The organism is Methylobacterium sp. J-088 (assembly GCF_022829295.1).
Classification (GTDB): domain Bacteria; phylum Pseudomonadota; class Alphaproteobacteria; order Rhizobiales; family Beijerinckiaceae; genus Methylobacterium.
The window spans coordinates 48,992-72,001 of record NZ_JAKSYH010000171.1 but is presented as its reverse complement, the minus strand read 5'-3'; the positions used below and the strand labels follow the sequence as shown (position 1 = coordinate 72,001).

Sequence of the window (23,010 nt, the reverse complement as noted above, 5' to 3'; positions counted from 1 at the left end):
CGCAGAGGGGGGAGGGCAGCGCGCGGACACCCTCAAGCGACCCTCACACCCGGCAGGCCTCGAACGCCTCCCGGATCGCCACCTCATCGAGGTTGCGCCCGATGAACACCACCCGGGAGACCCGCTTCTCGTCCGGCGCCCAATCCCCCTGCACGTCCCCGTCGAGGATCATGTGCACGCCCTGGAAGACGAAGCGCTTGGGCTCGTTCGGGAAGGCCACGATGCCCTTGCAGCGCAGGATGTCCGGCCCCTGAACCTGCGTCAGGTTCGAGATCCAGGGCATGAATTTTTCCGGATCGACCTCGCCCTCGATCTTCGCCGAGATCGAGCGGATGTCCGAATCGTGATGGTGGTGGTGCCCCTCCTCCAGGAAGTCGGGCTCCACCTCGAGGATGCGGTCGAGATCGAAGGCGTTGCGCTCCAGCACGGCGTCGAGGGGGACGGCGCAGTTCTGCGTCCGGTGGAGCTTGGCCAGGGGATTGATACGGCGGATCTCGGCCTCGACCCGGTCGAGCTCGGCGGGCGCGACGAGGTCGCTCTTGTTGAGCAGGATCACGTCCGCGAAGGCGATCTGATTCTTGGCCTCGGGGGCGTCCTTCAGACGGTCGGTGAGCCACTTGGCGTCCGCCACCGTCACCACGGCGTCGAGCCGGGCGGCCTCGCCGACATCCTGATCGACGAAGAAGGTCTGGGCCACAGGCGCCGGATCGGCCAGCCCGGTGGTCTCCACGATGATCGCGTCGAACTTGCCCCGGCGCTTCACCAGCCCGTCCATGATCCGGATCAGGTCGCCGCGCACCGTGCAGCAGACGCAGCCGTTGTTCATCTCGAACACTTCCTCGTCGGCGCCGACCACGAGGTCGTTGTCGATGCCGATCTCGCCGAACTCGTTGACGATCACGGCGTAGCGCTTGCCGTGGTTCTCGGTGAGGATCCGATTGAGGAGCGTGGTCTTGCCCGCGCCGAGATAGCCGGTGAGCACGGTGACCGGGATCTTGCCGGAGGTCGATCCAGCTTGGATGCCGGCTTGGGCGGGAGCGGGGGTCGTGTCGGTCATGGCGAAATCTTCGGGTGTGAAGGAGGATCGAGCAAGGCTCGGCCCACGACCGTTGTCATATTGTAACAAATCCCGTCAAAGGAAGACGGCGCCACACGGTTTCGCGACCGGGGCCGCCCATCGATTGCACGTCGGACAAGCTTTGCTCTAGGCACGCGGGGTCGCCGGGGAACACCCGCACGATCCGCCACAGAAAAGCACCAGCGATCGCATTGATAGGGGCGGCGTTCCACGCGAATCCTTTCCGCTCGAGTCAGCCGGGTCTCTTTGTCCGGACGCAGAAGAACACATCCATGGACGCCCGAAACCCGCTGGAACAGGACGAGGCGATTCTGGCGCCGCCGCGCAGGCGCCGGTTGTCGGGCCCGCTCGTCGTCGTCGTGCTGCTGGCGGCCCTCGGCGGCCTGGCCTTCGCGTTCCCGGACCGCGCCCGCGAGACGGCCTCACATCTCGCCGGCTCGGTGACCGGCCTGTTCGGCAGCGCCAGCAATCCCGATCCGGGCGTCGACGCCGTGAAGGCGGGCCCGGTGGAGCGGGTGTTCCGGCCCTCCAAGGAGCAGCGCGCCGCCTTCGAGATCCTGCCGGTGGCCACGCAGATGTTCCGCCCGGAGGGGGCTGCCGAGGGCCGCATCGCGCTCAACGACGACGACAACGTGCCGGTGGTCTCGCCCTATGCGGGCCGGGTGACCAAGGTGCTGGTCCGCGCCGGCGACGACGTGAAGGCCGGCGACGTGCTGCTGACGCTGGAGGCCACCGACATGGTCCAGGCGCAGAACGACTATCAGGCGGCACTGAACAACCTCGGGAAGCAGCAGGCCCTGCTGAAGCTCGACCAGACCATCGCGCAGCGCCAGCAGGAGCTGTTCCAGGCCAAAGCCACGGCGCTCAAGGACTACCAGTCCGCCCAGAACGACGTGATCGCCGCCCAGAGCGACCTGAAGACCGCCGAGGCGGCGCTGGATGCGGTGAAGAACCGCCTGCGCCTGCTCGGCAAGACCGACGCCGAGATCGCCGCCTACGAGAAGAAGGGCACGATGAGCCCGGAGACCCAGATCCGCGCGCCGATCCCCGGCACGATCGTCCAGCGGAAGGTCGGCATCGGGCAGTACCTGTCGGCGTCGAGCGACCCCGTCTTCGTGATCGGCGACCTGTCCACGGTCTGGCTCGTGGCCAACGTGCGCGAGAGCGAGATCCCGAAGATCCGTATCGGCCAGGAGGTCGAGGCCAAGGTCGCGGGCTTCGGCACGCGGGTGTTCAAGGCCCGGGTGAACTACATGGCCTCCAGCCTCGACCCGGCGACGCGCCGGCTCGCCGTGCGCAGCGAGGTCGACAATCCGGACCGGGTGCTGCGACCGGAGATGTTCGCCACCTTCACGATCATCACCGGCAAGGGCGAGCCGAGCCCGAGCATCCCGGTGGCGGCGATCGTGTACGAGGGCGACCGCACCCATGTCTGGGTGGCGCGGCCCGACGGGGCGGTCGAGGCGCGCGACATCAAGCTCGGGCTGATCAACGGCGACAGCGCCCAGGTTGTCGACGGGTTGAAGGCGGGCGAGCAGGTCGTGACCCGCGGCGCCCTGTTCATCGACCGGGCCGCTACCGGCGACAAGGCGTCCTGAGCGAGGATCCGGTCCGATGAACGCCCTGATCGCCTTCTCGCTCCGCCAGCGGGTGCTGGTGGTGCTGCTCTTCGTGGTGATGCTCGGCATCGGCTACGGTGCCTACACCCAGCTCAACATCGAAGCCTATCCCGACCCGGTGCCACCGCTGGTCGACGTGATCACCCAGAACCCGGGCCAGTCCGCCGACGAGATCGAGCGCTACATCACGATTCCGCTCGAGGTGGCGCTCGCCGGCATCCCGAACGCCCAGGTGGTGCGCACCATCTCGCTGTTCGGCCTGTCCGACGTGAAGGTGCAGTTCAACTACGAGTACACGTACGAGGAGGCGCTGCAGCGGGTGCTCAACCGCCTGTCGCAGGCGCCGACCCTGCCGAACGGCGCCACGCCACAGATCTCGCCGACGAGCCCCGTGGGCGAGATCATGCGCTATAAGCTCGTCGGCCCGGCGGGCTACTCGCCCATGGACATGAAGACCCTGCAGGACTGGGTGCTTCAGCGCCGGTTCAAGGCGATCCCCGGGGTGGTCGACGTCACCGCCTTCGGCGGCAAGGCCAAGGAATACGAGATCGCGGTCGATCTGAACCGCCTCCAGGCGCAAGGGCTGACCCTGGTCCAGCTGACCACCGCGCTCAACAACGCCTCGATCAACGTCGGCGGGCAGACGCTCAACGTCGGGCAGCAATCCGCGGTGGTGCGCGGCATCGGCCTGATCCGCGACATGGACGACATCAAGGACACGATGATCAGCCTCGTCAACGGCACGCCGGTGCTGGTGCGCGACGTGGCGGAGGTGCGCGTGTCGAACGCGCCGCGGCTCGGCATCGTCGGCCACGACGATCAGGCCGACGTGGTCGAGGGCATCGTCCTCATGAGCCGCGGCGGCAAGAGCCTGCCGACCCTGGAGCGCGTCGAGGCCGAGATCGACAAGATCAACGGCTCCTCGATCCTGCCGCCCGACGTGAAGATCGAGCGGATCTACGACCGCTCGGGGCTGATCCACACCACCACCCACACGGTAATGCACAACCTCGTGTTCGGCGTGGTGCTGGTCTTCGTGGTGCAGTGGCTGTTCCTCGGCTCGCTCACCAGCGCGATCATCGTGGCGGCCACGATCCCGTTCGCGCTGGGTTTCGCGATCCTGATCCTCGTCGTGCGCGGCGATTCGGCGAACCTGCTCTCGCTCGGCGCGATCGATTTCGGCCTGATCGTCGACGCGACGGTGATCATGGTCGAGAACGTTTTCCGCCACATCGCCGAGCCGGACCACGTGAAGGGCGAGGCGCCGCCTGACGGCCTGACCGGTCGGCTCGGCACCATCGCGGTGGCCGGACGCGAGGTGAACCGGGCGATCTTCTTCTCGGCGACCATCATCATCGTCGGCTTCCTGCCGCTGTTCACGATGACCGGCGTCGAGGGCCACATCTTCGGCCCGATGGCCAAGACCTACGCGTACGCCCTGATCGGCGGGTTGCTCGCCACCTTCACGGTCTCGCCCGCGCTGTCGGCCCTGATGCTGCCCAAGAAGCTGGAGGAGCGCGACACCCTGATCGTGCGGGCGCTGCGGGTCGGGCACGAGGCGGCCTTGCGCTTCGGCCTGAAGAACCGGGTCCTGGCGATCGGCGTGATGCTGGCGGTGCTGCTCGTCTCGGGGCTGGCCGCACGCAATCTCGGCCTCGAATTCCTGCCGCGGCTCGAGGAGGGCAACCTCTACGTGCGCGGCACCATGCCATCCTCGATCTCTCTGGAGGCCGGCAACGCCTACGTCCAGCGCATGCGCAAGATCTTCCAGGAGGTGCCGGAGGTCGTCACCGTGCTGTCCCACCAGGGCCGGCCGAGCGACGGCACCGACGCCACCGGCTTCTTCAACGTCGAGATCCTGGCCCCGCTCAAGCCGATCGACCAGTGGCGCAAGGGCCTCGACAAGGAGACGCTGATCTCCACCCTGAGCAAGCAGCTCGAATCCGAGTTCCCCGGCATCGAGTTCAACTTCTCCCAGTATATCGAGGACAACGTCCAGGAAGCGGCCTCGGGCGTGAAGGGCGAGAACTCGGTCAAGATCTACGGCAGCGACCTCGCGCAGCTGACCAAGACCGCCAATGCCGTGAAGGCGGCGCTGGCCACCGTGCAGGGCGTCACCGACCTGTCGGTGTTCGAGTCGCTGGGCCAGCCGACCGTGCGGATCGATGTCGACCGCCACAAGGCGGCCCGCTACGGCCTGTCGATCGGCGACGTGAACACCACGATCCAGGCGGCGATCGGCGGACAGACCGCGGGCGACCTCTACGAATACGGCTCGGACCGGCATTTCCCCATGCGGGTGCGGCTCGCCAAGGAATACCGCTCGTCGCTGGCCGGCATCCGCAACATCGCGGTCGGCGCCCAGAACCCGAACGGCGGCGTGATCCAGGTGCCGCTCTCCGAGATCGCCGACGTGGACCTCGTCTCGGGCGCCTCGTTCATCTACCGCGAGGACCAGGAGCGCTACATCCCGGTGAAGTTCTCGGTGCGCGGGCGCGATCTCGGCAGCGCGGTGATCGAGGCGCAGCGCAAGGTCGCGGAGGCGGTGGACCTGCCGCCGGGCTACCGGCTGGAATGGGTCGGGCAGTTCACCAACCTGCAGGAGGCGGCGACCCGGCTGAGCCTCGTGGTACCGATCACGCTGCTGCTGATCGCCCTGCTCCTCTACATCAACTTCTCGTCGGTGGCCGACATGCTGCTGACCCTGTCGGTGATCCCGATGGCGATGATCGGCGGCATCTTCGCCCTGTCGGTGACAGGCACGCCGTTCTCGATCTCGGCGGCGATCGGATTCATCGCCCTGTTCGGCATCTCGACCATGGAGGGCGTGATCCTGCTCGCCTATTACAACCAGCTCCTCGACGAGGGCTGGAAGAAGCAGGAGGCGGTCTGGCACGCCGCCGTGGTGCGCATGCGCCCGGTGATGATGACCTGCGTGGCCGCCTGCGTCGGCCTGCTGCCGGCGGCGGTGTCCACCGGCATCGGCTCCCAAGTGCAGAAGCCCCTGGCGCTGGTGGTGGTCGGCGGCATCATCCTGGCGCCGAACCTGATCCTCGTGGTCGTGCCGGTGCTGATTTCCCTGTTCTCCCGCCGCAAGCCGAACCCGGACGCGCTGGCGCGCACCGAGCATCGGGCCGCCGCGTGATCCCCTCGACGACGGGTGCGTGGCGCGTTGCCGGCGCGCCACAACGGACGCTCCGCTTGCGCCATCTGGAGACAGCTGCATTGACTTGGATGCGCGCGGCGCCGCTCTACCGGAGCGAGGCTTCCGGGGGCGGAATGGTGATGGGTGCGCCGAAACGGTGCGGACGGGCGGTCGCGGTGCTCGCCGCATCCCTGTGCCTGTCGGCCTGCGCGGTCGGACCGAACTACGTGCCGCCGGAGGACCCGGTGGTCAGCCGCTACACCAAGGAGCCGCTGAAGAACCCCTCGGCCGCCGATGCCGTCCGCACCCGGCAGGGTGGATCGGCCGATCAGAGCTTCGTCTCCGGCGCCGACATCCCCGGCTCGTGGTGGACCCTGTTCCACTCGAAGGCGCTGAACCGCGTCGTCGAGCAGGCGCTTGCCAACAACCCGACGCTGGAGGCCGCCCAGGCCTCGCTTCGGATCGCCCAGCAGAACGTGCTGGCCCAGAAGGGCACGCTCTATCCGAGCCTGACCGCGAACCCGCAGGTCCAGGGCTTCCTGGCGCCTGGCCTCGACCTGCAATCGCCACTCAACAACGTGAACCAGTACCTCTACAGCCTGTCCACCCCGCAGGCGGTGGTCGCCTACAATCCGGACGTGTTCGGCGGGAACCGCCGCCAGATCGAATCGCTCGAGGCCACCACCGAGAACCAGCGCTTCCAGCTGGAGGCGGCCTATCTCAGCCTCACCGGCAACGTCGTCGCCGCCGCGATCCAGGAGGCGTCGCTCCGGGCACAGATCGAGGCGACCCGCCGGGTGATCCAGGCGCAGACCGAGATCCTTCAACTCTACAACAAGCAGCTGTCGCTCGGTCAGATCGCCGGCGCCGACGTGGTGCAGCAGCAGGCGGCGCTGGCCCTGTCGCAGCAGCTCCTGCCGCCGCTGGAGAAGGCGCTGGCGCAGCAGCGCAACCTGCTGACCGCGTTGGCCGGACGCCTGCCCTCGGACGAGGTCAGCGAGACCTTCGAACTCTCAGCCCTGCGCCTGCCGACCAAGCTGCCGGTGAGCCTGCCCTCGCGGCTGGTGCAGCAGCGGCCGGACGTGAAGGCCGCCGAGGCGCTGGTCCAGCAGGCGAGCGCCAGTGTCGGCGTCGCCGTGGCCAACCGCCTGCCGCAGTTCAACCTGACGGCGACCGGCGGATCGAGCGCCACGCGGATCGCGCAGGTGACCAACCCGGGCGCGGCCTTCTTCACGATCATCGGGCAGGCGACCGCGCCGATCTTCGATGCCGGCACCCTGTTCCGCCGCCAGCGGGCGGCGGAGGAGACGCTGACGCAGGCACAGGCGCAGTACAAGGCGACGGTGATCACCGCCTTCCAGAACGTCGCCGACGCCCTGCGGGCCCTCCAGGCCGACGCGAGGGCGGTGGCGGCCGCGGATGCCGCGGTGAGCGCCACCAACCAGAGCCTCGGGCTGATCCGCAAGCAGTACACGGCAGGCGCCGTCACCTCCTCGCAGGTGCTGATCGCCCAGCAGGGCTATCTCTCGGCGCTTGTCACCTCGGCGGGTGCGCGGGCGACGCAATACGCCGACACGGCGGCCCTGTTCGTGGCGCTCGGCGGCGGCTGGTGGAACCGCGTGGATGTCGCGCCGCCGCCACCCGAGACGGATCCGCTCAAGATCCTCTGACGCGCGGACGGATCAACTCGCGGTTTCGAAAGGTCGCGATCCTTCGCGGTCCCAGGGCGGAGCCCTGGTCCTCGTCTCAGGGCCAGATATTTCGGGATTTTGCCTCAGAACCCGCCAAAGGGCACGCCCTTTGGGAACCCCGAACCTGCCTCAGACAGGCCCTCAGGCGTACATCGCGATGGCGTCCTGCAGCATCTGGTCGGCGGTGCTCATGACCTTGGTGTTGGCCGTGTAGGCCTGCTGCGTCTCGATCATCTTCGAGAACTGGTCCGCGATGCCGGCATTGGACTGCTCGATCGCGCCGGCCTTCAGGGTCGCGCCGTTGAGGCCGTAGCTCGGCGTCTCGGACTGGCCGTTGGCCACGTAGGCGCCACCGTCGAGGGAGGTCAGGTTCTCCTGGGTGCCGAACTGCGCCAGCGTCAGGGAGCCGAGCGGCACGGTGCTGCCATCCGCGGCGGTGCCGGTGATGGCGCCCGCGGAGGAGACCGACAAGTCCGCCAGGGTGTTGGCGCCGGTCGGCACCGTGACCGGCGCCGTCGCCGAAGGACCCGCGAACAGGTAGTAGCCGGCGCCGTTGGTGAGGTAGCCGTTGGCATCCGGGGCGAAGTCGCCGCGCCGCGTGTAGGCGGTCTGGCCGGTGAAGGTCGGGCTCTCATCGGTGCCGGTGTTGGCCCGGACGATGAAGTAGCCGTTGCCCGAGATGCCGAGGTTGGTCGAGACCCCGGTGGATTGCATCGTGCCCTGGATACCCAGCGTATCGCGCGTGCTGCTGGCCACGCCGCCCGACTGCTGCGGGCCGCGCTGCGTCTGAGCCAGCATGTCGGCGAAGTGCGTCTCGGTGGTCTTGAACCCCGCCGTCTGCGTGTTGGCGATGTTGCCCGAGATGTTGTTGAGCGCCAGCGACTGGGCCGAGGCGCCGGAAATCGAGTTCGCGAGCGCGGCGTAGAGGCTCATCGGGGTCTCCGTGCGTCGGAGCGGCAAGGTATCGGAGCGGCAACACGCCATCCGACCGGCACCATAAGCGCCCAGCATGGTTAACCGGCGGTGTGTTGCCGGCCGCCGCGGGTCGGCCCGATCACGCGCCGATGACGCTGAGCACGATCTCCCGCCGGTGCGGCCGGTCGCGGTGCTCGATCAGATAGATCCCCTGCCACGTGCCCAGCGCCAGCCGGCCGTCGACCAAAGGGATGCTCAGGGCCGAATCGGTGACCAGCGTGCGGATATGGGCCGGCATGTCGTCCGGCCCCTCGGCGCCGTGGACGTAGCCGGCATGACGGGGGGCAAGGCCGTCGAGGGCGGTCATCAGGTCGGTCTGCACGTCGGGGTCGGCGTTCTCCTGGATGGTGAGCGAGGCCGAGGTGTGCCGGCAAAAGACCGTCACCAGCCCGTCCCGGATCCCGCTGCCATGCACGAACGCGGCCACCGCGGCGGTGAAATCCGTAAATCCCTGTCCGGCGGTCGCGATGGTGAGCCGCCCGCTGGCGTGGCGCTCCACCGCACCCGAGGCCAGCGTTTCCACCGGACCGATCTGGCCCGGCCCCCTGCCCTGTCTCATGCGTTCGTCTCCAGCAAAGCCGCCCCGGGCGCGATCTCGCGCTCGCCCCGGGCGAGGATGCGCTCCAGCATGTCGATCCGGTCGGCCTCCGCGGGGGGCTTGTCCCAACGGATCCGGCTGACCCGGGGGAAGCGCATCGCCACCCCGGATTTGTGCCGGGTCGAGCGTTGCACGCCCTCGAAGGCGATTTCCAGCACCAGCCCGGCCTCCTGCCCGTGCGCAACCTCGCGCACCGGGCCGAAGCGCTTGGTCGTGTTGTTGCGGACGTAGCGATCGAGCTTGGCCAGTTCCGCGTCGGTGAAGCCGTGATAGGCCTTGCCCACCGGCACCAGCTCGTCGCCACCCTCGGGTGCCTCCCGCCAGACCCCGAACGTGTAGTCCGAATAGAAGGACGAGCGCTTCCCGTGGCCGCGCTGGGCGTACATCATCACGGCATCGACCACGTGCGGCTCGCGCTTCCACTTCCACCACGGTCCCTTCGGGCGGCCCGGCAGGTAGGGGCTGGTGCGGCGCTTGAGCATGATGCCCTCGATGGCATCGGCATCGTCGCCCGCCCCCACCGAGGCCGGATCGGCCCGGGCGGCAGCGAGCGCCTCCCAATCGGCGAAGGGCACCAGCGGCGAGATGTCGACGCGCGCATGGTCGAGGCACGTGACCAGGGCCTCCAGCTTCGCCCGCCGCTCGACGAACGGATCGGCCCGCAGGTCGTCACCATCCAGCGTCAGCAGATCGTAGGCCCGCACATGGGCGGGGAATTCTTCCAAGAGCTTGGCCGTCACCGCCTTCCGGTTCAGGCGCTGCTGCAGCACGTTGAAGCTCTGCACCCGGCGTTCGCGCAGGATCAGCAATTCGCCGTCGAGCGTGCCCGTGAAGGTGATCGCCTCGGCGAGATCGGGAAACGCCCCGGTGATGTCCTCGCCGGTGCGGGAATACACCTTTCCGACCTGCTCCCCCGCCCGGTCGCGACCGCCGACGAGCTGGACGCGGATGCCGTCCCACTTCCACTCGGCCGAGAACGCCTCCGGCTCCAGCTTGTCGAGGTCGGTCTCCTCCTCGATCGGGTGGGACAGCATCGGCGGTCGGAACGGCGCCGGGTTCAGGGTCTCGGGCCGCGCGGCCCGGCCCTCGACCCAGGCGAACAGGGTCTCGAACGGGGGCGTCAGCCCATGCCAGACCTCCTCGACCGCATCGGCATCGTGGCCGCCCAACGCGCCGACCGCCGTCTTGGCGAGCCGCGCCGAGACGCCGACCCGGAGATTGCCGGTGACGAGCTTCAGGAGCGCCCAGCGCCCGGTCTCGTCGAGGGCGTCGAGCCAGTCGGCGAGGTGGCGGGGGAGTTCGCGCTTGGGAATGGTCGCGAGGGTTTTTACGACTTCGGCCAGGGTCGGGACGTGCGGGGGCGGGTTATTATGGCCGATTCCCACCCGCGCATCCCCTCCCCCCTCTGCGGGGGAGGGTGGTCCCTGCGTCAGCAGGGGCCGGGAGAGGGGAGCGACGCTTCCGGATGTAGCGTGACCTTCATGAAGGCCGGCGCCCCGATCTGCACCGGCGTTCCCCTCTCCCCCCCTGCTGCGCAGGGTACCCTCCCCCGCAGAGGGGGGAGGGAGGGGCGTGGTGGGCCAGATCAGCGCCGTCGTCTCCGCGAGATCGCCCACGTAATTGTGCGAGAGCCGGAACAGCACCGGGTCGATGCGCTCCTCCACCAGTCCCCGGATCAGCGCCGGCTTGGCCTCGCGAAAGCTCAGCGTGCCGGTCATGGCGCCGAGGGCGTAGCCACGTTCCGGGTCGGGCGTGCGGGCGAAATAGTCCTGGAGCATCCGCAGCTTGGCGTTGCGGCGGGGCTCGTAGGCGAGGCGGTCGAGGAGATGGGCGAACTCGTTCACGCGAGCGCCTCCGTCTCGGGGCCAGGCTCGGTGGACGCTGGCTCGGCCTCGCCGTCATCGCCATAGCCCAGCAGATGCAGAGGCTTCGCCCGGATGCCTTGCGTCCCGCACCAGTGAACCAGTGCATCCTCCTGACCGTGCGTCACCCAGACCTCCTCGGCACCGGTGTCGCGGATGGTGCGGCACAGGTCCGGCCAGTCGGAATGGTCGGAGATCACCATCGGCAGTTCCACGCCCTTTTGGCGGGCGCGGGCGCGCACCCGCATCCAGCCCGAGGCGAAGCAGGTGACCGGGTCGGGGAACTTGCGCGACCAGAGATCCTGGATCGACGAGGGCGGGCAGATCACGATCGCCCCGTGGAGGTCCTTGCGCTCGGCGGCCACCACCTTCGGCGTCTCGCCGAGCGGCACGCCTTCCTCCTTGTAGAGGGCGGTCAGCTTCTCCATCGCCCCATGCAGGTGGATCGGCCGGTCCCAGCCCTCCTCGCGCAGCAGTGCCATCACCCGCTGCGCCTTGCCCAGCGCGTAGGCACCGACGATGTGGGCTCGCTCCGGGAACAACTGCACCGAGTCCAGCAGCTTGCGGACCTCGCCGCGCGTATCGGGATGGGTGAAGACCGGCAGGCCGAAGGTCGCCTCGGTGATGAACACGTCGCAGGGCACCACCTCGAAGGGCAGGCAGGTCGGGTCCGGCGCCCGCTTGTAGTCGCCGGAGACCACCACCCGCGCGCCCTCCCGCTCGATCGCGATCTGCGCCGATCCGAGGACGTGGCCCGCGGGGGCGAAGCGCACCGTGACCTCGCCGATGCGGATCGGCTCACCGAGGGGCGCCTCCTGCCGATGTTCGCAAAAATCCGCGCCGTAACGCACCGCCATGATCCGTAGGGTCTCGGGCGTCGCCAGGACGTGGCGGTGGCCGGAGCGGGCGTGATCGGCATGGCCGTGCGTGATCAGCGCGCGCTCCACCGGCCAAGTCGGATCGACGTGGAAACCGCCGAGCGGGCAGTAGAGGCCCTCGCGGGTCAGGGTCAGGAGATCGCTGGCGCGTATCGGCATCGGATCCGTGTCGCCGGTGGAGTTCGCCGGTGGCCCCGGTATAGTGGCGCCCCCGAACCGGCAGACGCATGGCCACGCAGCACAGTTCCGGCGATCTCCTCGCCGACCGCCGCTATCGCTACGCGGAGGCCTGCCTGGAAGAGGGAGACCATGAAGCCGCCGCGGATCTCGCCGAGCAGGTTCTGGAGATCGCGCCGCGCTACGCCCCGGCCTGGCTGCTGCTCGGCCGCGCGCGGGAGGGGCTGGCAGTGACGCGGGGCGATCCGGCGCTGCAGGACGCGGCGGTCCGGGCCTATGCCTGCGCCCTCGATATCGACCCGGACGACACGCTCGGCGTGCGGGCGCAGCTCAGCCGCCTGGGCGTCGGGGACGGCCTGCCGGCGCTCTCGCCCGCCTATGTGCGCGCCCTGTTCGACGGCTACGCGCCGCGCTTCGAGCGGCATCTGGTCGAGGGTCTCGCCTATATCGGCCCGGGGCTGGTCAACGACGCCCTTCCCCGCGTGCCCGAGCGTTTCGCGGCTGCCCTCGATCTGGGCTGCGGCACCGGCCTGATGGGCGCGGCGATCCGCGAGCGGGTCGGGCACCTCGCGGGCGTCGATCTTTCCCCGGGCATGCTGGCCCTGGCGCGGGCCAAGACATGGCAGGGCCGGCCGCTCTACGACCGCCTTGCCGAGGGCGAGCTTGGTGCGTTCCTGGCGGAAGAGCCGCACGCCTCCGCCGACCTCTGCCTCGCCGCCGACGTGCTGATCTACGTGGCCGATCTCGGATCCGTTCTGGCGGGGATCGGCCACGTGCTGCGTCCGGGCGGGTTGGCCGCCTTCACGGTGCAGTCCCATGACGGGTCCGGTGCCGTCCTGGGCGCCGATGAGCGCTACGCCCATGCCGATGGCCATATCGCCGAGGCCGCTGCCACGACCGGCCTCGAAGTCCTCACGCAGCGTTCGGCCGATGTCCGGCGGGAGGCCGGACTGCCGGTGCCGGGCCGCGTCGTTGTGTTACGCCGCACCGCGGCATGAAACCGCTCCGCTGTTCGTCCATTGTCAGTCGGTCGCGATAGGTGCGGCCGCTGCATCGGGGGATCAGCATGGCGGATTACGGGCATCGGACGGGTATCGGCGTGCCGGAGCAAAAGCCCGAGCCGCCGGCTGATAAGTCCTTCCCGGCCGATCCGCGGACCCGCATCCCCTTCGCCATCGCGCTGGCGATGCTGGCGGGCTGCGCCGATTCGATCGGCTTCCTGGAATTCTCACAGCTCTTCATGTCGTTCATGTCGGGCAACACCACGCGCTTCGGCGTGGCGGTGGCCAATGCCGACTGGGAGAACGTCACCCGGGTCGCCAGCACGATCTGCATCTTCTGCTTCGGCGCCTTCCTGGGGACGCTGATCGCCGCCTGGGTCGGACGCTGGCGCTTGGCCGTGCTGCTGACCATCCAGGTGCTGCTGCTGGCCGGCGGATTGCTGATGCCCTGGGGCACCTTCGCGTATCCGCTGCACGCCTACCCGATCGTGCTGGCCCTGGGGCTCCAGAACGCGACGCTCCAGGACGAAGGCGGCCGCTCCATTGCGCTGACCTACGTCACCGGCGCGGTGGTGCGCTTCGGCACCGGCTGCGCCAACCTGCTGCTCGGGACGGTGGCGCCCTCATTCTGGATCCAGGCGCCGCTCTGGGCCGGTCTCAGCACCGGCGCGGTGATCGGCGGGTTGCTCGACATCCGCTACGGCGAGTCGGCCTTCCTGTTCCCGGCGGCTCTGGCGGCCGTGCTGGCGCTGATCGCGATCGTGCTGACGATCGCCAAGCCGGGCAGCACCCTGGTGGCGGGCTCATCCCCGGCGCCCGACGCGAGCCCGAAGGCCGAGGTGATCGACGCGATCCACTGAGGCATGAGATCGAAGGGCGTGGAACGCCGAGGGTCAGCGCCCAGCCCTTCAAGGTGTTTGTGGAGGGATTGGGATACCGCCAAGCGCGCTCTCCTCCCCCTTGCGGCGACGGGCTACACAAGTTTGCGGTCTCGCCGGGCGCGTTCATCGACAGGTTGAGGCAGGGGCCCCCTCTCCCGTGCGGGAGAGGGGGCCGGTCGCGCTCCGTCATGAGCCGCATGCCTCAAACCTGTGTAGCCCGTCGCCCTTGCGGGGAGGAGTTGGAGGTGGGGGTGGTGCAGAAGGCACCGTCGCGCTCGATCCTGAACCACCCCCACCCCTGACCCCGCCCCGCAAGGGGGAGGGGAAACGCGATGCTTTTTCAACACGTTAGAGCCACGGATCGTGTTCCTTGCATCCCGCCCAACCACTTCAAAAGGGTTGGGTCAGCGCCCTTCGACCGGTACCGCCATCGCTCATTCGGTGGCGAAGGCATCCCGCGCGATGCCGATTGCATTGAGCGCGGCCGGGAAGCCGGCATAGGGGATCATCTGCATCACCGTCTCGACGATCTCCTGGCGCGAGGCCCCGACCCGCAGCGCCGCCCGCATATGGACCTTCAGCTGCGGCGCGGCATTGCCCATGGCGGTCAGGGCCGCGACCGTAGCGAGTTCCCGCGTCTTCAGGTCCAGGCCCGGACGCGCGAACACGTCGCCGTAGGCGAACTCGACGATGTAGCGGCCGAGATCGGGCGCGATGTCGTTGAGGCTCTCGATCACCGCGGCGCCCTGCGGCCCGCTGATGGCCGTGAGCTGGTCCAGACCGCGCCGGTAGCGATCCTGGGCTTCCGATCCGTCAGCAGGTCCCGATCCCTCGGCCAGCGGAAGCGCCGCCGCGCCGGCCATCACGGTGCGTCGATTGAGCGTCATTGGCTGTCTCCACTCTGGGTTGCGCGGTCGCGGTAGTGTGTAATCTTCCCGTCGAGCGCCGCGATCAGCCCGTGAAGCTCGTCCTGGCGGGCGACGAGCGCCGCCCGGTGCGCCTCCAGCATGGCGCGCCGCGCACCGAGGGTGGCGTCCCCCTCCGATCGCAGGCGGCTGTAGGCGAGCCGCTCGCGAATCGGCATGTCCATGGCCTGGAGCTTGCCCAGGAAGCGCGCCCAGGCGAGGTCATCCGCCCCGTAGCTGCGCCGTCCGCCGCCGTCGCGGGCGGTGCGCGGCAGCAATCCGATCCGCTCGTAATAGCGGAGGGTATCGATGCTGAGGCCGCTGCGGATGGAAAAGTCGCTGATCTTCATCGGGCAAGAATCGCTGCGCCGAGGCGGTGTACGTCCTGGAGCGCACTCCAGGTCAATAGCGCCATCCGCAGGGGCTGAGCAGGGCCGTGACAACGCCCGAAGGCTTCGTCAGCCCTCGGAATCCCGGACGTTGCCCCGCCCCTGCTTGATCGTGGCGCGGTTCTTCTTCGCCCCGATGCGCCGCTCCTTGGAGCCCTTTGTGGGCTTCGTCGGGCGGCGGATCGGCGGCGGCGGCTTGGCGGCCTCCGCCACGAGGTCGACGAGGCGCTGCAGGATCTCCGCCCGGTTGCGCTCCTGCGTCCGGTGCCGCTGCCCGGTGAGCACGAGGACGCCGTCCTTGGTCATCCGCCGCCCGGAGAGCCGCACGAGGTTCGCCTTCACGCGGTCGTCGATGGAGGGCGAGGCGAGGACCGGCCAGCGGAGTTGCACGGCCGTCTCGACCTTGTTGACGTTCTGGCCGCCCGCCCCCGAGGCGCGCAGGAACGACATCTCGATCTCATCGTCCGCGATGGCGATGCGCGGGGTCACCTGCAGGGACATGGCGACCTCCAGACATGATCGTCCCCTGCGCGGCGCGGCGCGAGATCGGCGCGCGCGCCGGTGCATGCGGGGCTGCACGCGGGGCTGCGAACGAGGCCCAGGATCGCCATATCGTCTTTCGTGAGCCCCGGATGGCCATCCACAACGGTGTCGGCGCCCCCGGGTTCAGGCCGCCTCTTCGGGCGTACGCGCCCGCAGGGCGAGGGCGTGGAGGCCACGCGTGAACGCCTCCTCCATCAGCGCGTTCACCACCCGGTGCCGCTCGACGCGGCTCTTGCCCGCGAACGCGGAGGCGACGATGTCGAGCCGATAGTGCGTCTCGCCCCCCGGCCGTGCCCCGGCATGGCCCGCATGCATGTGCGATTCATCGATTACGTCGAGACGCTCGGGCGCGAGTTGCTCCCGCAGCCGCGCCTCCATCCAGTCCCGCAGGGTGCCACCCGCGCCCGTGCCGTCCGCCATTCTGTCCTCGCGTCGTGTTCGTGGGACCCCGTCAAGCCCGATCCCGCGCATGCGTCATCAGGCCCAGTGCCCTTGTGTCTTCAGTCTGCCCCCTCATAATCGGCCCGTCATGGATCTCAACTCGCGCCTGTTCGACAGCATCCGGATCAAGCCGTCCTGCGACGAGCCGAAGGCCGCGACCGATGGCCTCTGCGAGAGTCCGGGCTGCACGCGGCCGGGCCTGTACCGGGCGCCCAAGGGCCGGAAGGCTGAGGGCCAGTACTGGCGCTTTTGCATGGACCATGTCCGCGCCTACAACGCGAGCTACAACTATTTCGACGGCATGAACGACGCTGCCGTGCAGGCCTACCAGAAGGACGCGATCATCGGCCATCGCCCCACTTGGGCCATGGGCGTGAACCGGACCGGCGAGGCCAAGCCGGCCGACGAGCCGGTCCGGGACTGGGCCTATGTCGATCCGCTCGGCATCCTGCGCGGCGAGGGCGTAGGCGACGCGCGTCGCCGTGCCCGCCAGCCCGAGGAGCCGCAGAAGCCGCGCCACTCCGCCACCGTGCGCCGCGCCCTCGACGTGATGGGGCTCGACGAGACCGCCGACACGCCCGCCATCAAGGCGCAGTACAAGGTGCTGGTGAAGCAGTTCCACCCCGACGCCAACGGCGGCGACCGCTCGTTCGAAGACCGGCTGCGCGACATCATCCGAGCTCACGACGTGCTGCGCGCGGCTGGGCTCTGCTGACCGGCACGAACGATGCAGGCCGGTTCGCATCTCGGATAGGGCAAACCGCGCGACGCGGCCCTATATGGGATCCATGCCGGTCGGTGGCGCCTGAACGCGCCGCCGTCTAAGGATGGCTCCGCCCCGCCGCGGAGGCCCGGCTCGACGTTCTTCCGCGCGGATGCTTCACTGTTGGGAGTGGAGCGCCCGCGCCTCACGAGGTTCCGAATGCGCTCTGACGATACGCCCGCCCGGCTCCCCGACCGCACCGTCTCCGTCCGCGAGGTCTTCGGCATCGACCTCGACCTGAAGGTCCCGGCCTATGCCGAGTCCGAGGAGCACGTGCCCGATCTCGATCCCGATTACATCTTCGACCGGGAAACGACGCTGGCGATCCTGGCCGGCTTCGCGCGCAACCGCCGCGTGATGGTCACCGGTTATCACGGCACCGGCAAGTCGACCCATATCGAGCAGGTGGCGGCCCGGCTGAACTGGCCGTGCATCCGCATCAATCTGGACAGCCACGTCTCGCGCATCGACCTCGTCGGCAAGGACGCGATCGTCCTTCAGGACGGCAAGCAGGTCACCGCCTTCCAGGATGGCATCCTGCCCTGGGCGCTGCAGAATAACGTCGCGCTCGTGTTCGACGAGTACGATGCCGGCCGACCGGACGTGATGTTCGTGATCCAGCGCGTGCTGGAGCTCTCGGGCCGGCTGACGCTGCTCGATCAGAAGCGCGTGATCCGCCCGCACCCGGCCTTCCGGCTGTTCGCCACCGCCAACACGGTGGGGCTGGGCGACACGTCGGGCCTCTATCACGGCACCCAGCAGATCAACCAGGGTCAGATGGACCGCTGGTCGATCGTCACCACGCTGAACTACCTGCCGCACGACCGCGAGGTCGACATCGTGCTGTCGAAGGCGGTCCATTACCGGGGTGACCAGGGCCGCGACATCGTCAACCGGATGGTGCGGGTGGCCGATCTCACCCGCAACGCCTTCATGAACGGCGACCTCTCCACCGTCATGAGCCCACGCACCGTGATCACCTGGGCCGAGAACGCCGACATCTTCCAGGATGTCGGTTTCGCGTTCCGGGTGACGTTCCTGAACAAGTGCGACGAGTTGGAGCGGACGCTGGTGGCCGAATTCTACCAGCGCGCCTTCGGCAAGGAGCTGCCCGAGAGCGCGGTGAACGTCGCGCTGAGCTGACCGCATGGAGGAGCCCGTGGCGCGCCCGGCCGAGATCGATGTGATGGACGTGCCAACTGCGTCCTCGTCCGCTCGCACGCGCTACGGGGACGACCTTTATACCTGGGTGCAGGAGCAGGTGGCGCTGCTCCGCGCCGGCCGGGTGGACGCGCTCGACCTCGACAATATCGCCGAGGAGCTGAGCGACGTGGGCAGCGCGCAATACAGTCAGCTGGAAAGCGCGCTTCGCGTTCTCATTATTCACATGCTCAAGTGGGATCAGCAGCCCGAGAAGCGTACGCCGAGCTGGATCTACTCGATCCGCGAGCAACGCCTGCGATACGCGAAGATTCTCCGGAAGAATCCGGGCCTGAAATCGCATCGCGATGCGATGCGGGACGAGATCTATCCGATCTCCCGCAACTGGGCGGCGGACGAGTGTCACCTCCTGCCGAGCGAGTTTCCACCGGAATGTCCCTATACCTGGGACGATCTGCTTGAGCGCCCCTTCGACTTCGATTCGGTGAAGACGTAGCCCCGCATGTCCATCTCCAACCGCAAGCCCGGCGAGCGCCGCGAACCCGTGGCGGAGCCCTTGAAGCGCTCGGTGGCGGGGTGCCTGCGCGCCATCGCCCGGCGCTCCGAGGTCGAGGTCACCTACGCCACCGACCGGCCGGCACTCACCGGCGACAAGGCGCGCCTGCCCGAGCCCCCGCGAAAACTCTCGGCGCAGGATGTCGCAGTGCTGCGCGGCAATGCCGACGCCATGGCGCTGCGGCTCGGCTGCCACGACATCACCCTGCACCGCCGGTTCGCCCCGGAGAACGCGGCCGCGCGGGCGGTCTACGATGCGGTCGAGCAGGCCCGGGTCGAGGCGATCGGCGCGCGGCGGATGGTGGGGGTCGCCAGCAACATCACGGCGATGCTGGAGGATCGCTACCACCGCGGTGGCAAGTACGAAAACATCACCGACCGGGCCGACGCCCCGATGGAGGATGCCGTCGCCCTGATGGTGCGCGAGCGCCTCACCGGCCAGCAGCCACCCAAGGCCGCAGCCAAGATCGTCGCGCTGTGGCGCGGACATATCGAGGCCAAGGCCGGCCCCAACCTCGACGGATTGCTCGGCTCGATCGAGGACCAGCGCAAGTTCGCGCGCTCGGTGCGCGAGCTCCTGAGTTCGCTCGACATGTCGGACGAGACGCCGTTCGACGCCGAGGACGACGAGAACGACGACGAGAACGACAGCCAGGACGACGAGCAGAACCCGAGCGAGGGCGATTCGGAGGAGAAGAGCCAGGGCGAGCGCGCCGAGATCGAGACCTCCGAGGAGGCCTCCGACGAGATCGAGGACGGCGCCCAGGAATCCGAGGACGCGCCCTCGGGCGAATTGCCGGACGAGGCCGAGGACGCGGAGGCCGAGGAGGCGTCCGAAGCCTCGCGCCCGCCGCAGCGGCCGAGCAACGAGGCGCGCGGGCCGGAATACCGGGTGTTCAACGCCCGGTTCGACGAGGTCATCCACGCCGAGGAATTGTGCGACGCGGACGAGCTGTCGCGCCTGCGCTCCTACCTCGACAAGCAGCTCTCGCACCTCCAGGGCGTGGTCGGGCGCCTCGCCAACCGGCTGCAGCGGCGGCTGCTCGCCCAGCAGAACCGCGCCTGGGACTTCGATCTGGAGGAGGGTCAGCTCGATCCGGCGCGGCTGGTGCGCGTGGTCATCGACCCCTACCAGCCGCTCTCCTTCAAGCAGGAGAAGGACACCAACTTCCGCGATACGGTCGTCACGCTGCTCTTGGACAATTCGGGCTCGATGCGTGGCCGGCCGATCACCGTGGCGGCGACCTGCGCCGACATCCTGGCGCGGACGCTGGAGCGCTGCGGCGTGAAGGTGGAGATCCTGGGCTTCACCACCCGGGCCTGGAAAGGCGGTCAGACCCGCGAGGCGTGGCTCGCCGCCGGCAAGCCGCCGAATCCCGGCCGGCTGAACGACCTGCGCCACATCGTCTACAAGTCGGCCGACGCACCCTGGCGGCGCGCGCGAAAAAACCTCGGCCTGATGATGCGCGAGGGGCTGCTCAAGGAGAATATCGACGGCGAGGCGCTCGACTGGGCGCACAAGCGCCTGCTCGGCCGGCCGGAGCAGCGCAAGATCCTGATGGTGATCTCCGACGGTGCGCCGGTGGACGATTCGACCCTGTCGGTCAACGCCGGCAATTATCTGGAGCGGCACCTGCGCTGGATGATCGAAGAGATCGAGACGCGCTCGCCGGTTGAGCTGCTGGCCATCGGCATCGGCCACGACGTGACGCGCTATTACCGCCGCGCCGTGACGATCATCGACGCCGAGGAGCTGGGCGGTGCGATGACGGAAAAACTCGCCGAGCTGTTCGAGGAGAACGGCGAGTCGGTGCCAACGAGCCGGATGCTGCGGGCGGCCGGCGGCCGGCGCTGAGATCCTGCTGCGGACCTGGAGCTGATTCGGGTGGGCCGCGCAGGCCCACCGCAACCGCGTCGAGCGCGCGCTGGCCGATCTCGGCCTGACGCTCCCGCAATTCTCCGTGCTGACCATGCTCGCGGCCGATCCTGGACACAGCAACGCCGATCTGGCCCGCCTCGCGCTGCTGACGCCGCAGACGATGAGCGTAATCGTGGCGAATCTGCTGAATGCCGATCTGATCGCGCGGCAACCGCACCAGGTCCACGGCCGCATCCAGACGAACGCGCTCTCGGAGGGCGGGGCAATCGCTCCTCGAAGCCGCCAAGGGGCGCGTCTACGCGCTAGAGGCGGACATGCTGCGCGAACTCGGATCGGCCGAGCAGGCCATCATCCGACAATGGCTGGTGCGCATCGCGCAGGCCGCCCCCGCATAGCGGCGACCCATCTGGTCAAACGCGCAAGCGAACACCGCCACGGCCTCGCGGGCCGCGGCGGTGGTTGGTTCATCATCCGATAGCGAAAGGCGTGGCGCCCGGGACGTCAGGCCGCGACGGCCGGGGTCTCGGCGAGCTTCTTGTGGATCTCGCGCTTCAGGAGGCGGGCGGTCTGCGACAGGTCGCCCTCGCCGGCCTTGATCAGGAAGGCGTCGAGCCCGCCGCGATGCTCCACCGAGCGCAGGGCGTGCGCGGTGACGCGCAGGCGCACCCGCTTGCCGAGCGCGTCGGACTGGAGGGTGACGTTGCACAGGTTCGGCAGGAACCGGCACTTGGTCTTGTGGTTCGAGTGGCTCACGAGGTGGCCGACCTGAACGGCCTTGCCGGTGAGTTCGCAGCGGCGCGCCATGATAAATAACGATCCCGTCTCGTTCCGCTCGAAAGACCCGATCACGGCCAGCGCGATCTTTGCCGCAGCGGGCGGTGCCCGTTGCGATTTCCAGGTCCGGCGGAGTCCTGTTGAAGGCGCGAGCCTATAGGCGACGCAGGGGCGTCGCGTCAAGGTCCGGTCAGGCGGCCGGCGGCCCGCGCGGTCCAACGGTCTGTTAACCACGATGCCGGGATATAGCCTTCTTCCACCCGCAGGAAGGCGCCTCACCCGGCTTCGGGCGTCGCGAGGATGCCGCCGGGCGGGTGTGTTCGAGAGGGCAGACGCGGGATCCCAAGTCCTCGGCCGCCCGTCCTGGGATGCGATCCGGATCATGAGCGCCACGCCTGACCATCGGACGATCAAGTCGCCGACGAAGCACGCCGCGGGACGGCTGGTCGTCGGCGCCCTCGCGGTCGCGGCGCTCATCGCGCCCGCTGACGTCTCCGCACGCGCCGGCCGGTCGAAGCGGGCGGCGGCGCCGGCCGCCACTCTGGCGGTCGATTACAGCATCAACCTCGCTGGCCTGCCGATCGGCACCGCGCGTCTCGCCGGCACCTTCGAGCGTGATCGCTACGTCATGGACGTGTCGGCGGTGCTCACCGGCCTCGTCGGCGCGATCACCGGCGGCAAGGGTTCGGCCCGGGCCTCGGGAACGTTCGCGGCGGCGCCGCAACCAGGCGCCTTCTCGATTGCGACCCACACGGCCAGTTCCGGCATCGCGGTGCGCATGGCGCTGGCCCACGGGAACGTCGTGCAGGCCGAGATCACGCCGCCACTCATCGACATGCAGGACCGCGTGCCGGTGACCCCGGCCCACACGCGCGGCATCCTCGATCCGGTGAGTGCCCTGTTGATGCCGGTCCAGGGCCGCGGCGAGCCGCTCGACCCTGAGAACTGCAACCGGACCCTGCCGGTCTTCGACGGTGCCACCCGCTTCAACGTGGTGCTCAGCTACGCCGAGACCCGCCCGGTTCAGAAAACCGGCTACGTGGGCCAAGTCCTCGTGTGCACCGCCCGCTACCAGGCGGTGGCCGGCCACCGGCCGGACCGGCCGGGGGTGAAGTTCATGGAGGAGAACCGCGAGATGTCGGTCTGGCTCGCCCCCGTCGAGGGGACGCGGGCGCTGATCCCGCTGCGCATCTCGGTGCTCACCACGATCGGCACCAACATCATCGAGGCGACCCGCTGGACCCAGGGCGGCACGGCGGGCACCACCGGCACGGCAGAGGCCGCTGGCGCCAGCGTCGCGCAGGCGAGCCTGCAGGGGGAGTAGCGCGCGGGCTTTGACGGAAGGCCGGTTTCCCGGCACGTCCCCTTGGCGCAACAGCCGCGTCAGGGAGGCCAGCGAATGCCCAAGGGCTACATCATCGTCCGGATGACGGTCACCGATCCGGACGCCTACAAGGAGTACGCCGCCCTAGCCTCCGAGGCCATGCGCAAGTACGGCTGCACGCCGCTGGTCCGCGGCGGCCGCAGCGAGGCGCTGGAGGGCGAGGCCCGGCCACGCAACGTCGTGCTGCAATTCGAATCCTACGAGGCGGCGCGCGCCTACTATTTCTCGCCGGAATATCAGGCCGCCATCGAGAAGCGCCGGCCGGCGGGAATCGGCGAGGTGGTGCTGGTCGAGGGGGTGGACTGAGCCGC

Annotated in this window: 22 protein-coding genes; 12 read left to right on the top strand and 10 right to left on the bottom strand. The window is 69.0% G+C overall.

Annotation, left to right across the window (positions count from 1 at the left end):
- Positions 1-43 precede the first annotated feature (43 nt).
- Positions 44-1,057 carry a CobW family GTP-binding protein gene (locus MKK63_RS19195; protein WP_244004574.1) on the bottom strand — a complete coding sequence of 338 codons (1,014 nt, stop codon included), beginning with the start codon at positions 1,055-1,057 and terminating at the stop codon, positions 44-46.
- Positions 1,058-1,350: 293 nt separating this feature from the next.
- Between MKK63_RS19195 and MKK63_RS19190 the strand changes: the two genes are divergently transcribed.
- The 3 genes from MKK63_RS19190 to MKK63_RS19180 all read left to right on the top strand — a co-directional run bounded on the left by MKK63_RS19190 (position 1,351) and on the right by MKK63_RS19180 (position 7,512).
- Entirely contained in the window at positions 1,351-2,676 is a 1,326-nt protein-coding gene (locus MKK63_RS19190; RefSeq protein ID WP_244004572.1) for an efflux RND transporter periplasmic adaptor subunit, read from the top strand.
- A 16-nt stretch (positions 2,677-2,692) separates the two neighbouring features.
- Positions 2,693-5,842, top strand: coding sequence for an efflux RND transporter permease subunit (locus MKK63_RS19185; RefSeq protein WP_244004570.1), 3,150 nt, complete (start codon positions 2,693-2,695; stop codon positions 5,840-5,842).
- Between the two features lie 134 nt (positions 5,843-5,976).
- Positions 5,977-7,512 (top strand): efflux transporter outer membrane subunit, encoded by a 1,536-nt coding sequence (locus tag MKK63_RS19180; RefSeq protein WP_313901780.1) that lies wholly within the window; start codon positions 5,977-5,979, stop codon positions 7,510-7,512.
- A gap of 162 nt (positions 7,513-7,674) precedes the next feature.
- Here the strand turns inward: MKK63_RS19180 and MKK63_RS19175 are convergent, their stop codons facing one another.
- The 4 genes from MKK63_RS19175 to MKK63_RS19160 form a co-directional block, all read right to left on the bottom strand.
- Positions 7,675-8,466 (bottom strand): flagellar hook basal-body protein, encoded by a 792-nt coding sequence (locus MKK63_RS19175; protein ID WP_243921670.1) that lies wholly within the window; start codon positions 8,464-8,466, stop codon positions 7,675-7,677.
- A 121-nt stretch (positions 8,467-8,587) separates the two neighbouring features.
- Positions 8,588-9,067 (bottom strand): secondary thiamine-phosphate synthase enzyme YjbQ, encoded by a 480-nt coding sequence (locus tag MKK63_RS19170; RefSeq protein WP_244004568.1) that lies wholly within the window; start codon positions 9,065-9,067, stop codon positions 8,588-8,590.
- Positions 9,064-10,950: a cisplatin damage response ATP-dependent DNA ligase gene (locus MKK63_RS19165; protein ID WP_244004566.1), complete on the bottom strand. Its 1,887-nt coding sequence runs from the start codon at positions 10,948-10,950 to the stop codon at positions 9,064-9,066. The genes MKK63_RS19170 and MKK63_RS19165 overlap by 4 nt, the downstream gene beginning before the upstream one ends.
- Complete coding sequence (locus MKK63_RS19160) at positions 10,947-12,005, bottom strand: ligase-associated DNA damage response exonuclease (RefSeq protein ID WP_244004564.1); 1,059 nt, start codon at positions 12,003-12,005, stop codon at positions 10,947-10,949. Before MKK63_RS19160 ends, MKK63_RS19165 begins: the two co-directional genes overlap by 4 nt.
- 68 nt (positions 12,006-12,073) lie before the next feature.
- On the opposite strand from MKK63_RS19160, the gene MKK63_RS19155 reads away from it, so the two are divergent.
- The gene (locus MKK63_RS19155) at positions 12,074-13,021 is read left to right on the top strand and encodes a class I SAM-dependent DNA methyltransferase (protein ID WP_244004562.1); all 948 of its coding nucleotides are present in this window, start codon (positions 12,074-12,076) and stop codon (positions 13,019-13,021) included.
- A gap of 68 nt (positions 13,022-13,089) precedes the next feature.
- Positions 13,090-13,884 (top strand): YoaK family protein, encoded by a 795-nt coding sequence (locus MKK63_RS19150; RefSeq protein ID WP_244004560.1) that lies wholly within the window; start codon positions 13,090-13,092, stop codon positions 13,882-13,884.
- A gap of 455 nt (positions 13,885-14,339) precedes the next feature.
- Here MKK63_RS19150 and MKK63_RS19145 read toward each other — a convergent pair whose 3' ends face one another.
- From MKK63_RS19145 to MKK63_RS19130, 4 genes are all read right to left on the bottom strand, one after another.
- Positions 14,340-14,792 carry a carboxymuconolactone decarboxylase family protein gene (locus MKK63_RS19145; protein ID WP_244004558.1) on the bottom strand — a complete coding sequence of 151 codons (453 nt, stop codon included), beginning with the start codon at positions 14,790-14,792 and terminating at the stop codon, positions 14,340-14,342.
- Positions 14,789-15,160 (bottom strand): MerR family transcriptional regulator, encoded by a 372-nt coding sequence (locus MKK63_RS19140; RefSeq protein ID WP_244004556.1) that lies wholly within the window; start codon positions 15,158-15,160, stop codon positions 14,789-14,791. The genes MKK63_RS19145 and MKK63_RS19140 overlap by 4 nt, the downstream gene beginning before the upstream one ends.
- Before the next feature lie 108 nt (positions 15,161-15,268).
- Positions 15,269-15,700 (bottom strand): alternative ribosome rescue aminoacyl-tRNA hydrolase ArfB, encoded by a 432-nt coding sequence (arfB, locus tag MKK63_RS19135; RefSeq protein ID WP_244004554.1) that lies wholly within the window; start codon positions 15,698-15,700, stop codon positions 15,269-15,271.
- A gap of 165 nt (positions 15,701-15,865) precedes the next feature.
- Complete coding sequence (locus tag MKK63_RS19130) at positions 15,866-16,162, bottom strand: BolA family protein (protein WP_244004552.1); 297 nt, start codon at positions 16,160-16,162, stop codon at positions 15,866-15,868.
- A 109-nt stretch (positions 16,163-16,271) separates the two neighbouring features.
- Between MKK63_RS19130 and MKK63_RS19125 the strand changes: the two genes are divergently transcribed.
- The 5 genes from MKK63_RS19125 (at position 16,272) to MKK63_RS19105 (ending at position 21,019) form a co-directional block, all read left to right on the top strand.
- The gene (locus tag MKK63_RS19125) at positions 16,272-16,898 is read left to right on the top strand and encodes a J domain-containing protein (protein WP_244004550.1); all 627 of its coding nucleotides are present in this window, start codon (positions 16,272-16,274) and stop codon (positions 16,896-16,898) included.
- Positions 16,899-17,105: 207 nt separating this feature from the next.
- On the top strand, positions 17,106-18,089 hold the full coding sequence (cobS, locus tag MKK63_RS19120) for a cobaltochelatase subunit CobS (protein WP_243921650.1): 984 nt from the start codon (positions 17,106-17,108) through the stop codon (positions 18,087-18,089).
- Positions 18,090-18,093: 4 nt separating this feature from the next.
- On the top strand, positions 18,094-18,603 hold the full coding sequence (locus MKK63_RS19115; protein ID WP_313901779.1) for a DUF29 domain-containing protein: 510 nt from the start codon (positions 18,094-18,096) through the stop codon (positions 18,601-18,603).
- Between the two features lie 6 nt (positions 18,604-18,609).
- Positions 18,610-20,517: a cobaltochelatase subunit CobT gene (cobT, locus tag MKK63_RS19110; protein WP_244004548.1), complete on the top strand. Its 1,908-nt coding sequence runs from the start codon at positions 18,610-18,612 to the stop codon at positions 20,515-20,517.
- A 115-nt stretch (positions 20,518-20,632) separates the two neighbouring features.
- On the top strand, positions 20,633-21,019 hold the full coding sequence (locus MKK63_RS19105; protein WP_244004616.1) for a MarR family transcriptional regulator: 387 nt from the start codon (positions 20,633-20,635) through the stop codon (positions 21,017-21,019).
- 23 nt (positions 21,020-21,042) lie between these two features.
- Here MKK63_RS19105 and rpmB read toward each other — a convergent pair whose 3' ends face one another.
- Positions 21,043-21,345, bottom strand: coding sequence for a 50S ribosomal protein L28 (gene rpmB / locus MKK63_RS19100; protein WP_058190906.1), 303 nt, complete (start codon positions 21,343-21,345; stop codon positions 21,043-21,045).
- A gap of 352 nt (positions 21,346-21,697) precedes the next feature.
- Here rpmB and MKK63_RS19095 point away from each other — a divergent pair, with 352 nt between their 5' ends.
- Both MKK63_RS19095 and MKK63_RS19090 read left to right on the top strand, forming a co-directional pair.
- Entirely contained in the window at positions 21,698-22,639 is a 942-nt protein-coding gene (locus MKK63_RS19095; protein ID WP_244004546.1) for a DUF3108 domain-containing protein, read from the top strand.
- Positions 22,640-22,714: 75 nt separating this feature from the next.
- A complete protein-coding gene (locus MKK63_RS19090; protein ID WP_244004544.1) occupies positions 22,715-23,005 on the top strand; it encodes a DUF1330 domain-containing protein in 291 nt (96 codons plus the stop codon).
- Positions 23,006-23,010: the final 5 nt, after the last annotated feature.

Coding starts and splice junctions, on each gene's coding strand:
- MKK63_RS19160 (WP_244004564.1), bottom strand. CDS start 12,005: ATGCCGATACGCGCCAGCGATCTCCTGACCCTGACCCGCGAGGGCCTC.
- MKK63_RS19095 (WP_244004546.1), top strand. CDS start 21,698: ATGAGCGCCACGCCTGACCATCGGACGATCAAGTCGCCGACGAAGCAC.
- MKK63_RS19185 (WP_244004570.1), top strand. CDS start 2,693: ATGAACGCCCTGATCGCCTTCTCGCTCCGCCAGCGGGTGCTGGTGGTG.
- cobS (WP_243921650.1), top strand. CDS start 17,106: ATGCGCTCTGACGATACGCCCGCCCGGCTCCCCGACCGCACCGTCTCC.
- MKK63_RS19090 (WP_244004544.1), top strand. CDS start 22,715: ATGCCCAAGGGCTACATCATCGTCCGGATGACGGTCACCGATCCGGAC.
- MKK63_RS19150 (WP_244004560.1), top strand. CDS start 13,090: ATGGCGGATTACGGGCATCGGACGGGTATCGGCGTGCCGGAGCAAAAG.
- MKK63_RS19130 (WP_244004552.1), bottom strand. CDS start 16,162: ATGGCGGACGGCACGGGCGCGGGTGGCACCCTGCGGGACTGGATGGAG.
- MKK63_RS19155 (WP_244004562.1), top strand. CDS start 12,074: ATGGCCACGCAGCACAGTTCCGGCGATCTCCTCGCCGACCGCCGCTAT.
- MKK63_RS19145 (WP_244004558.1), bottom strand. CDS start 14,792: ATGACGCTCAATCGACGCACCGTGATGGCCGGCGCGGCGGCGCTTCCG.
- MKK63_RS19190 (WP_244004572.1), top strand. CDS start 1,351: ATGGACGCCCGAAACCCGCTGGAACAGGACGAGGCGATTCTGGCGCCG.
- arfB (WP_244004554.1), bottom strand. CDS start 15,700: ATGTCCCTGCAGGTGACCCCGCGCATCGCCATCGCGGACGATGAGATC.
- MKK63_RS19115 (WP_313901779.1), top strand. CDS start 18,094: ATGGAGGAGCCCGTGGCGCGCCCGGCCGAGATCGATGTGATGGACGTG.
- MKK63_RS19125 (WP_244004550.1), top strand. CDS start 16,272: ATGGATCTCAACTCGCGCCTGTTCGACAGCATCCGGATCAAGCCGTCC.
- MKK63_RS19105 (WP_244004616.1), top strand. CDS start 20,633: ATGCTCGCGGCCGATCCTGGACACAGCAACGCCGATCTGGCCCGCCTC.
- MKK63_RS19175 (WP_243921670.1), bottom strand. CDS start 8,466: ATGAGCCTCTACGCCGCGCTCGCGAACTCGATTTCCGGCGCCTCGGCC.
- cobT (WP_244004548.1), top strand. CDS start 18,610: ATGTCCATCTCCAACCGCAAGCCCGGCGAGCGCCGCGAACCCGTGGCG.
- rpmB (WP_058190906.1), bottom strand. CDS start 21,345: ATGGCGCGCCGCTGCGAACTCACCGGCAAGGCCGTTCAGGTCGGCCAC.
- MKK63_RS19180 (WP_313901780.1), top strand. CDS start 5,977: ATGGTGATGGGTGCGCCGAAACGGTGCGGACGGGCGGTCGCGGTGCTC.
- MKK63_RS19195 (WP_244004574.1), bottom strand. CDS start 1,057: ATGACCGACACGACCCCCGCTCCCGCCCAAGCCGGCATCCAAGCTGGA.
- MKK63_RS19140 (WP_244004556.1), bottom strand. CDS start 15,160: ATGAAGATCAGCGACTTTTCCATCCGCAGCGGCCTCAGCATCGATACC.
- MKK63_RS19170 (WP_244004568.1), bottom strand. CDS start 9,067: ATGAGACAGGGCAGGGGGCCGGGCCAGATCGGTCCGGTGGAAACGCTG.